Origin of the sequence: Streptococcus sp. E24BD (assembly GCF_041807825.1) — a bacterium.
GTDB lineage: Bacteria > Bacillota > Bacilli > Lactobacillales > Streptococcaceae > Streptococcus > Streptococcus entericus.
This window is the reverse complement of the sequence record NZ_JBGTZB010000014.1, coordinates 44,377-53,704: the sequence shown is the minus strand read 5'-3', so window position 1 is coordinate 53,704 and position 9,328 is coordinate 44,377. Positions and strand designations below refer to the sequence as shown.

The window sequence follows — 9,328 nt, the reverse complement described above, 5'->3', positions numbered from 1 at the left end:
TCCACTGGTGGAACCATCATCGCATTCACGGTAGTCTCGATTACCAAACACCTATGGTTAAGCGAGTTATCGCTTAACAAAAACACTTTATAAAAATTGTACAGAAAAGGGGTGCCTTTTCAGGCTTTTTCTTGTTATTCTACCATATCGGTGGTACATTTGTACAGTCAAAACTAGAAAGGACGCTCTTATGAACTATCTTTACCTCATCGACAGCCTCATCCTCACCCTCAGCCTCGGGCTGTATGTCCTTTTCCACCAGCCTGCGACTATCGTTCCATTCCTGCTAGCCCTCCTCACCTACCGCTTCCTGCGTAGCCAAGCCCTCTGGCAAAAAGGATTCAGCCTGGCAAGTTCCCTTGCTCTAGTCATCGATTGGTGGAGCGACCGCTACCCTCTCGCCATGCTGGCAGCGACCTTGACAGGCGTGACAGGCCTGAGCCTTGTCCTCTCTCATCTTTTGAAAAATGGCAGAGCTCCTCAAACCGTTTGGGGCAAGGTCAGACGTGGTTTAGCTAGCCTTGCTCTACTAGGTCTTGTAGTTGGTCACCTCTTTTTAACCTACAATGTCATCAACCCAGACGTCATGACCCGCCAAGCTCCGCTATTGTTCAGCGAAAAAACACCCCCAAAAGAAGCCGACCTCCAGCGCACCGAAAAGCTATCAAAGGGCAGAATCAACTACTCCAACCTAACCTATCCATCTCATCTGCCCAACAACACCATGGACATTTACACCACACCACAAGCTAAGGTAACGCTGGTCTACATCCACGGCGGCGGCTACGCTACTGGCGACAAGTGGAACCGTGAGAATTACCTCTTTCGCTATGTCAAGGATGGCTACAACGTGGTCAATATCAACTACCAGCTCTCACTACCCTGACGGTCTCACACAAGTCGACCAAGCACTGGCTGATGTCGTCGCACAGGCGGCCACCTATAGTATTGATCCCGATAGCATCATCTTGTCAGGCGATTCGGCTGGTGGGCAACTGGCAGGACAGTTAGCACTTGTCTTGACGAATAAAGACTATGCCAAAGCCATTGGCTTTACGCCCAAAACTCATTCCCAAAGCCTATATTGGTGCTAGCTCTTGGTCAGATATTCAAGTGGGCTTAGAGACTGGTTGGGCAATCTTTGATTGGTTCATTCAACCACTTGCCCGTTCCCACTTCCAAGTGCTGGATGTGGAGCAGGCAGCTATTGCCGAAGAAGCCTCAATCGTTAAGCATGTGGATGCCAACTTTCCAGCCAGCTTTATCAGCGATGGCAACACAGGCAGTTTCACCACTGCCAATTTGGCGCTGGTTGACCGCTTGAAGGCACTTGGAGTGAGGGTTGAGAGCCAGTTTTACGACAAAAAAGACATCGAACTCCACCACATCTTTGAGCTGGACATTAAAAACCCTTACGCTCAAGAGGTCTATGCCAAGCATTTAGCCTTTTTGGACAAGGTCTTAAGCAACTAATCTGAAAGGACAACTCACATGAAAAAATATCTCTCACCAGCTTTACAAACCTTAGCAATCCTTATCGTCTTCCTCCTGCTACTAACTGCTGCTCTGTTGACCGAGCACCCTTGGTGGAGCTTGACAGGTTTGAGCCTACTCGGTGTCGTTTCTCTCTATCAGGTCTATCACCCATTTTGGACGAAAAGCCTGACTCTTTTGTCGCTGACCATTTTAGCTCTTGGACTATTTGCCCTCGGCAGACCTTATAAAGACCATAGCCCGATGAATGACGTCACCGAGGTTGTTCTTGATGGACTAGCTGTTAAGACCCAAATGACCAGCCCTATCGGTCAGACAAAAATCCCTGTCTTGGTCTACCACAAGGTTGTTGAACAACCAGCTGCAGATGATCCTTTTGAGTATCCTCTATCGCTCTTTGAGGCACAAATGACCCACCTCAAAAAAGAAGGCTACACGACGCTGAGTCTAGCAGACTACAAGAACATCTTGTTAGGCAATCAACCCGCACCAGATAAACCCATTTTACTAACCTTTGATGACATCACCGCAGACTTTTATGACAATGTCTTGCCTATCCTCACTGCAAATGAACAAACAGCGACCCTCTTTGCCGTCAGTGATTGGGTGGATAAACCAAACTACCTAACCAAAGAGCAACTGCTAGATATTGAACAAGCAGGCTTTGCTATCCAAAACCATACCAAAAGTCACCCACGCCTCAGCCAGTTAAGCCTATTAGACCAAGAGCAGGAACTTATAACAGCTAAAAACAGGCTTAAAGATTTCCTGAAACAGGACATCACCACCATCGCCACTCCTTATGGCAATCACAATGCAGATACCCTGACTGTTGCTAAGTCCTTACAAACAGATTTGGTCTTCACTGGTCAAACAGGCATTCCCTCATCAAAACTGTCTGATCCCTATCAATTACCACGGATAAGTCTTTTGCAGAGCCACAGTTTTGAGGAGTTTTTGGATTTTTTGTTAAACCACTAGAAGATTAGCTAAAAATAAGGTAAAATGAATCGATAGTTCAATGTATTTGGAGGAAAAAATGATCCAACGACCAATTCATCTGTCGCACGAATTTTTAGCAGAGGTTTTAGATAAGGATGCGGTAGCAGTTGACGCTACTATGGGTAATGGTAATGATACTGCTTTTCTGGCTGGTTTGGCTGGTCAGGTCTATGCCTTTGATGTGCAGGAGTTAGCCTTAGTCAAGACTCAAGAGCGCTTGGCTAGTCTTGGCTTGACCAATGTACGCCTTATCCATGCAGGCCATGAGCAAGTTGACCAATACGTAACCAGCTTGAGGGCAGCTATTTTCAATCTAGGCTATCTACCTAGTGCGGACAAGTCAGTTATTACACAACCTGAAACAACGATTAGTGCTTTGGGAAAAATTCTTGACCGCCTAGAGGTTGGAGGTAGAGTATCGATAATGATTTACTACGGTCACGAGGGTGGGGAGATGGAAAAAGACAGTGTTCTTGCCTTTGTTAAGCAGTTAGATCAGACGGTGTTTACCGCTATGCTTTACCAACCGCTGAATCAAAAAAATCATCCGCCCTTTTTAGTCATGATTGACCGCCTGAAGTGAGGCTATCAACGATAGAGGACATGCCACTTGATAGAGTAGGCATGTTTTTTGTTGGGAAATTCAATATATAATCAGTTGACTTTTTGCTTGGTAAGCTTTATAATAATGGTGTATACGTTTACAATATCTATATTATCATCAAAAGGAGCAAGTGTGAGATGAAAGCTAAACATCGGTTATTTGATGAACGGCAGCGTTATGGTATCAGAAAATTAGCTGTCGGGACAGGTTCTATACTGATCGGCTCTTTCTTGCTGGGGGTCAACACTGCCTTTGCTCAAGAGCAAGCGACCAGTGAAACCACAACTAATTTAGGAGCCGTAGCAGTTGATGAGTATAATCAACTAGCTGAACCCTCTCTGTCAACATCGACGCGACTAGCTAATTTGGAGGAGGGAGAACCTCTTGTTGAAGATTTAATTCACCATAAACAAGGGCAGGTCATGAGTTCAGGTGTTGATTTGAATGATCTGGAGCGTTTTTCCCACGATTATGCTTTTGACCACAATCCTGAGACACGTTATGCTGCACCTAAGATGAAAGAACAGGGGAGTTCAGCAACTGACCCACAGACTCCGCAGTGGGTGCAGATTGATTTGGGGCAGAAAGCTAAGTTGATCTCAGGGCGTGTTGATTTCTATCGTCTCGTTTATTCAACTGATTATGAGGTTTTAACAGCAAGCCAGTCGGATGCGCAGGAGGCTGATTGGCGGCAGGTCGTGCATCGGACTGCTCTGGCTGACTACGGTCCTGCAGATCAGAGTGATTACTTTACTCTAGAAACACCACAAGACCTCGATCGCCATGTCCGTATCCGTTTCAATCGTGTGAATGCAGGAGCCAGTGGCTATGCTGTTTCGGTCAAAGATATTCGTCTTAACGGTTACTTGCTTGCTAATAGCACCACTGAACCAGAAAAACCAGCGACAGCTATTGCCCTAAACCGTCCAGTAACCGCATCGGGAGTGGAGGCAGGGACGAACACGTCACCTGAGCAGGCGTTTGATGGGGATGCTAGTACACGTTGGGCAGGCTTGCCGATGAAGCAATCTAACCGTCCAGACGATATGCAGACACCTCAATGGCTACAGCTTGATTTAGGATCAGATGGCAAGCTAGCTGCTATAGAAATTGATTTTTTTCGTAAGGTTTATGCGACAGACTATAGTCTCCTCACCTCTGCCACAGGTCAAGAGGGGAGCTTTAGAGAGCTTCATCGGTCGACCAATCTAGCTGCCAGTGCTACGGCTGCCGATTTGACAGACCGCCTAGTATTTGAGCAACCTTTAGCGGTCAATCGCTATCTTCGTTTCCAGTTCAATCGGATCAATCACCATGCTGGTGGCAATTCGGTGTCGGTCAAGGATATCCGCGTCAATGGTTGGTTGGCAGAAGACGCTAAAGAACCTGTTGATCCTGTCACCAAGCTAGAAGCAGCTCATCTGATTGTTCGTGATGGGCGTGTGGTGCTGGTTGGGGCAGATACCGATGACGAGTATAGCTATGAGGTTATCGGCTCTGCTAATCAATATGTCGTGGATAACCAAGGACGTTTGGCTACCTACCGCCTCAATGATATGGACGTGGTCATGGTTGTCGCTGCTAGGCATCAAACGACGGGTGAGTTGGTCATCCCATCTAAAATGAATAAGACCATTCATATCCCTGCTAGCCATCAAGAAACAGTGACAGGAACAAATGCTAAGCCTTTGCTAGCTTTGGACATTCAGGAGTTTTTACCTGGCGAAGGGATTCTGACCCTAGACGAACAATCAACCTTATATGTCGCTGATGGCTTGGCTAAGCAGGCAGCCTTGTTTAATAAGGACCTGCAAACGATTCTGGGCTACCAATTGTCTTCAGCACCAGCAGACCAGGCGACAATTAGTTTCACACTTACGGATGAGTATGACCTAAAAGACGAGGGCTACTTGATGCGGATTGGGGACAAGGTTGACGTTTTTGCCAAAGACGCCAAGGCTTTCAACTATGCCGCCGTGACCCTTGCTCAGATGTTACAGGCGCAAGGGCACTTGACCAAGGGTGTTTATCGCGATTATCCTAATTATGCCATCCGTGGCATGTTGCTTGATGTGGCTCGGATTCCCATGCGACAGGACTTTTTAGAGGAAGTTTCCCACCTCTTTCGCTGGTATAAACTCAATGAATTGCACCTGCATATCAATGATAACCAGTGGCCGGATGGGTCGCGCTCAAGTGCTGAAGCATGGGCTAAGACGGAAGCTGCCCATCGCTTGGAATCTACCGCATTTCCAAGCCTTAACAAGTCAGCGTTTAAGCATGACCGTTATGAGGGAGAGTACGATTTTTACCGTGATACCTATGGCAATCCTGCCTATTCTTTGGAGGAATTCAAGAAATTCCAAGCTCAAAATGGCGTAGCTGGGATCAACACACTGGTGGAGTTCGACACACCAGGGCATTCGGCGGTGTATTCACTCTATGCCTTGAACAATCCTGACCAGATTGATTATCTTGGTCAACCCATTCACCACCCGAATGATTTAGAAGCGCTAGCCATTAACGAACAAGTGTATCCGGAAGAAACGGCTCGCGCTAAGCGTTTTGTGCGAGAATTATTGAACAGTTATCTGGATGCAGGTATTTTTACCTATGACCATATTCATCTCGGTGTTGATGAATATTGGCAAAAAAACGGTAATAAAGAAGCCTTTAGAACCTATCTAAATGAGCTGAATGAATTAGCAAGAGAGCATGGTAAAACACTCAGAACTTGGGGAGCGTTGAGCATTTTCCAAGGAAATACCCCAGTCTCCAAAGACATTATCTTTGATGAGTGGGCTCAGTACGAATCAGTGAGTGTTGACCGTATCAATGAAGGTTTTAGAGTGGTCAATGTGCCACAGCCCTTCACCTATGTCACACCCGGGCGTAATCATAAAGACATCATCAACGAGCAGTATGTGTTCGACCACTGGAAGCCTTACGTGTTTAATTTGGATGTTGCCAGTCACCAGCGCCAGGCATTGGAGGGCGAGCCCTTACTTTTAGGAGCCAAGGGAGCGATGTGGGGCGATGAACATGCTGAAGGGATTGAGGAGAGCGATTTATACTACCGTTTGGAAAAATCTCTCGCTATGATTGGTTTTAAGACTTGGAATGGGAAATCACCTCGGAGTTTTTTGGAGTATCAGAAAGCCCTTGAAGCCACACGCCTCCGCAACAATTACCTGCCTTACCAGACAAAGACAGAAGTTCTGTTAAATATTGATGCGACCTATGCTCAGGATAATCAGGTCAGTGATTTGTCAACCAACGGCTTGGGGATTCGCTCTGAAGGTCGGACGGCTATCGTTGAACTTGATGGCGAAAAATGGCTAAAATTTGACGGAGACAATCATCTGGTGACTGATGTGCAGACCTTGGGCTTGCCTTACACCCTTGAGATGACCTTTAAACCGACTAATGTTGACAAGGGGAGTTTGCTTTTATCAGAAGATGGGGCTTTGTTCCTCAACGCCAAAGGTCGAACACAAGCAGGTGAAGTTGCTGAAGGTTTCAATCTTAATCGCTATTTTTATTCACAACACATCGCACCAAAACTGGAGAGCGGTAAGGTCTACAAACTGACCTTAACAGGGACCAGAGAAGTGCTCAATGTTTACTTGAACGATGAGCAGATTGCCTCTTTTAGTCATACAGAAGGGTTGCCTCTAGGCACGCGTGGGAACTTTAGAACCTCATTTAACCTCCCAATCAAGGAAATCGGCAAGGGATTTGAGGGTTACATCAAAACTATCACGGTTTATAATCGAACTCAGGAAGCAACTGAAGTTGGCAATGAACATCTGGAACGGGTCAATGTTGCCTTGCACAAGCCTGTCTATGATTACCGTCATCAGTCAGCTTTTTGGAACCAGCACATCAAACCTTACCATCGTGGTCGCTTGACCGATGGTGACACAGACGGTCCAGAAGGGCGCTGGCAGTCATCGAATCATGACCATGATTACTTTATCGTTGATTTAGGTGAACAAACTGATTTTGATACTGTACAGGTAGTATTTGATGCTTCTAGAGCGGCAACTGCCTTTAACATCGCCGTGTCAGATGACATGACTAATTTTAGGGACGTTAAGCAAGTTACCCAAAACACGACGACAATGGTCACGCTTGACCTTGGACCTCAGAAAGCTCGTTATGTGAAGTTTGCATCTGTCACCAGAAAACCTGGCACTAACGAAGTAGGTATCAAGGAATTCAGAGTTTATCAACCACGAACAGTTGATAAATCAGCCTTAGCTCAGCTATTAGCCACTAAAGAAATTACGATTGAAAACGATACTTGGTTGTATGCAACAAATGTGCTCGCCAATAAGTTTGCGACTGTTCAGGACGTTAGCGACGCCTTGGCCTTGGTGGAGAAGTTGAAAGACCGTACAGCAGAAGATGACGATTCAACAGTAGCCCCTGAGACCCCAGAGGATGCAGGCAAACAAGATGAAACTCCAGCACCAGATTCGTCAGATGGTGCTGATACACCTGACGTGTCCGCTCCGACCTCACCAGAAGATTCATCGGACAGTGGTGCTGGTTCAGATAGCGCAAGTGAATCAGCTGATACGCCAGCTAACTCGGTGGACAACGGTTCTGGTTCAGAGGATGCAGGCGAACAAACTGAAACTCCAGCACCAGATTCTCCTGATATGTCTGCCCCGACTTCACCAGAAGATTCATCGGAAAGTGGAACTGATTCAGGTAGCGCAGGCGAATCAACTAATGCGCCAGCTGACTCGGTAGACGATGGCTCTGATTTAGACGGTTCAAGTGAACATGCTGAAACTCCTACTCCAGATTCGTCAGATGGTGCTGCTTTACTTAATGTTGGCATAGCTCAGCGCTTGATGAATGCTGATAGAACAAGGCCATCAGAACATAATCTGACAAGCAGTCTCTCTCTGTCTGGAGAATTTGCTACAAAAAGTGATGAAAATAGTCAAATATCAGCTGCTTTCCCACAGTCAAGGAATGTAGAAACAGCGCAAGCAATTACTCAAAATCACCAAGCGAGTGAACGTGCCAAAAATCCAATAACTACAGAATCTAAGAAAATGAAGAGCGCAAATTCCTCTCCTAAAGCGTCAGCAACTCAAGCAGAAACCAGTGATTTTCCCGCTTTACTCGTTTTAGGTGCTGGCGGTATGCTTGCGGCACTCGGACTACTGAGCGTCAGACGTCGCGGTACAAAGTAGGTAAGAAATATCAAGGATGACTTGCACCGTTGCCTAGTGCAGACTAAAGAACAAAACACCCTTCAGCCTTATTGCTGAGGGGTGTTGATGGTGTTGCTACTTTACCACTTAATCTCCATGACAATTGGAGTGTGGTCTTGGCGAGTACCAGAGTCAATCATATCAGACTTAGTGACCTTGCCAGCGATGCGGTTGCTGACAAGCCAGTAGTCGATTCTCCAGCCTGTGTTGTTGATTTTGCTGGTGCGGCTGCGCTGTGCCCACCAAGTGTAGGCGCCTGTCACATCACCGTGGAGGTGGCGGAAGGTATCTGTGAAACCTGTTGCCAGCAGATTGGTAAAGCCAGCACGCTCTTCATCAGTAAAGCCGGGTGACTGGCGGTTGCTGGCGGGGTTGGCAAGGTCGATTTCCTTGTGGGCAACATTGTAATCCCCTGTGGCAAGGACGGGTTTGATAGCATCCAGCTTAGCGAGGTAGTCAGCGTATCTTTCGTCCCAGATTTGGCGGTCAGCCAGGCGACGGAGACCATCGCCAGCATTTGGGGTGTAGACTTGCGTGACAAAACAGTCATCAAACTCAAGGGTGATGATGCGCCCTTCGCTGTCCATGGTGGTTGGTGAGCCAATTTCTGGGTAGGTCACGACTGGATTTAAGTCCTTGCGGTAGAGAAACATCGTCCCTGCGTACCCCTTACGAGCTGGTTCGCAAGAAGAACGCCAGACGATGGCATGGTCTGGGAAATAGCTTTCAAGGACCTCTAAGTGTTTTTTGGTCGGTCCCTTGTCGGATAATTTGGTCTCCTGAATAGCGATGATATCAGCATTTTCAGCGACGAGCGTGTCTATCACCGCTCGAGACAGCAGAGCCCGTGGGCTGTCAGATGTCAGGGCGGCGTTGAGGGAATCAATGTTCCAAGAAATCAGTTTCATGAAATGTCCTTTTCTAAATTAGAAGTTCCTTTCTATTATATCAAAAAAATAAAAAAATGAGCATAACGCCTGCTTACAGTTGTTGT

General features: G+C 46.7%; 5 protein-coding genes and 1 pseudogene. 5 read left to right on the top strand and 1 reads right to left on the bottom strand.

Going from position 1 to position 9,328, the window contains the following annotated elements:
* The first annotated feature begins 190 nt into the window (after positions 1 to 190).
* The 5 genes and pseudogenes from ACERC5_RS05005 (at position 191) to ACERC5_RS04985 (ending at position 8,313) form a co-directional block, all read left to right on the top strand.
* A pseudogene (locus tag ACERC5_RS05005) lies at positions 191 to 1,094 on the top strand (alpha/beta hydrolase).
* A complete protein-coding gene (locus tag ACERC5_RS05000; RefSeq protein ID WP_373660314.1) occupies positions 1,036 to 1,473 on the top strand; it encodes a hypothetical protein in 438 nt (145 codons plus the stop codon). The pseudogene ACERC5_RS05005 and the gene ACERC5_RS05000 overlap by 59 nt, the downstream one beginning before the upstream one ends.
* Before the next feature lie 18 nt (positions 1,474 to 1,491).
* Complete coding sequence (locus tag ACERC5_RS04995; protein ID WP_373658835.1) at positions 1,492 to 2,475, top strand: polysaccharide deacetylase family protein; 984 nt, start codon at positions 1,492 to 1,494, stop codon at positions 2,473 to 2,475.
* A gap of 58 nt (positions 2,476 to 2,533) precedes the next feature.
* Positions 2,534 to 3,079, top strand: coding sequence for a class I SAM-dependent methyltransferase (locus ACERC5_RS04990; RefSeq protein WP_373658836.1), 546 nt, complete (start codon positions 2,534 to 2,536; stop codon positions 3,077 to 3,079).
* Positions 3,080 to 3,237: 158 nt separating this feature from the next.
* On the top strand, positions 3,238 to 8,313 hold the full coding sequence (locus tag ACERC5_RS04985; RefSeq protein WP_373658837.1) for a discoidin domain-containing protein: 5,076 nt from the start codon (positions 3,238 to 3,240) through the stop codon (positions 8,311 to 8,313).
* A gap of 101 nt (positions 8,314 to 8,414) precedes the next feature.
* Here the strand turns inward: ACERC5_RS04985 and ACERC5_RS04980 are convergent, their stop codons facing one another.
* Positions 8,415 to 9,242 (bottom strand): exodeoxyribonuclease III, encoded by an 828-nt coding sequence (locus tag ACERC5_RS04980; RefSeq protein ID WP_373658838.1) that lies wholly within the window; start codon positions 9,240 to 9,242, stop codon positions 8,415 to 8,417.
* Positions 9,243 to 9,328: the final 86 nt, after the last annotated feature.